This window comes from Tardiphaga sp. (assembly GCF_041424195.1).
Classification (GTDB): domain Bacteria; phylum Pseudomonadota; class Alphaproteobacteria; order Rhizobiales; family Xanthobacteraceae; genus Tardiphaga.
Genome location: NZ_JBGMOE010000149.1, coordinates 1 through 1139, shown reverse-complemented (window position 1 = coordinate 1139; position 1139 = coordinate 1). Strand labels below are relative to the sequence as shown.

2 pseudogenes are annotated in these 1139 nt (G+C 58.8%); both read left to right on the top strand.

Annotation, left to right across the window (positions count from 1 at the left end):
- A pseudogene (locus ACEK02_RS19700) lies at positions 1-584 on the top strand (acyl-CoA synthetase); the annotation flags it as partial.
- A 156-nt stretch (positions 585-740) separates the two neighbouring features.
- Positions 741-1002: pseudogene (locus ACEK02_RS19695) on the top strand (hydrolase); the annotation flags it as partial.
- Positions 1003-1139 lie beyond the last annotated feature (137 nt).

Sequence of the window (1139 nt, the reverse complement as noted above, 5' to 3'; positions counted from 1 at the left end):
AGCGCGCCCAGCTCAAGCGCCGTCAGGGCGTGCCCTATCCGCTTCAGGAAGCCGTCACGGTGCTTGATCCGGAGACCATGCGCGAGGTGCCACGCGATGGCGAAACCATCGGCGAGGTCATGCTCCGCGGCAACATCGTGATGAAGGGCTACCTGAAGAACGAGAAAGCGACGAAGGAAGCGTTCGAAGGCGGGTGGTTTCACACCGGCGATCTCGGCGTACTCGACGAGGACGGCTACGTCATCATCAAGGACCGCTCGAAGGACATCATCATCTCGGGTGGCGAGAACATCTCGTCGGTGGAAGTCGAAGACGTGCTTTACAAGCATCCGGCGGTGCTGTTCGCAGCCGTGGTCGCCAAGCCGGACCCCAAATGGGGCGAGGTGCCCTGCGCTTTCGTTGAACTGAAGGACGGCGCGACCCCGACGGAGGCCGAGATTCTGGCCTACTGCAAAAGCGTGCTGCCGGGATTTAAATCGCCGAAGTCCGTGATGTTCGGGGCACTCCCGAAGACGTCGACCGGCAAGATCCAGAAATTCATGCTGCGCGAACAGGCGGATTCCGCGAAGGCGATTTCGGCGTAGTCCCTGTGCTGCAAAAGAATTTGCGAGCTTGGGTGGGCGTAACTTAGGCTTCACGTTCTTCACCGACGGAGCGGCGTGCGCTCGCCGCTCCACCCGGTCTTCGGCCAGGGTCGGAGGGAAGCGCAGGTATAAATCCAACGAAGAAAGGAAGCAGAAATGGCAAGCGAGAAGATACGTAACTCCCCAAATCGATGAACTACTCACGCCGGAGAACTCGGCGTTCATCGTCATCGACTACCAGCCGATCCAGGTCAGCTCGATCCGCTCGATGGACCGCGACGAGCTGGTGTTCAACATCGTCAGCACGGCCAAGGCTGCGATGAACTACAAGCTGCCGGTCGTCCATTCGACCGTGAATGTCAAGACCGGGAGGAATAAGCCTCCGATCCAACCGCTGGCGGAGGTGCTCAGTGGCTTCGCGGCGGTCAATTGTCATGCGAGTCTCCAGAGGCGTGCCGACAAGCCTTTCGCTTCGTGTTCGCGCGTGGCGATGAACTATCTACTCTTCGAAAAAACAGGGAGTTAAATCCGATGAATGATACGGTCGAGACTATA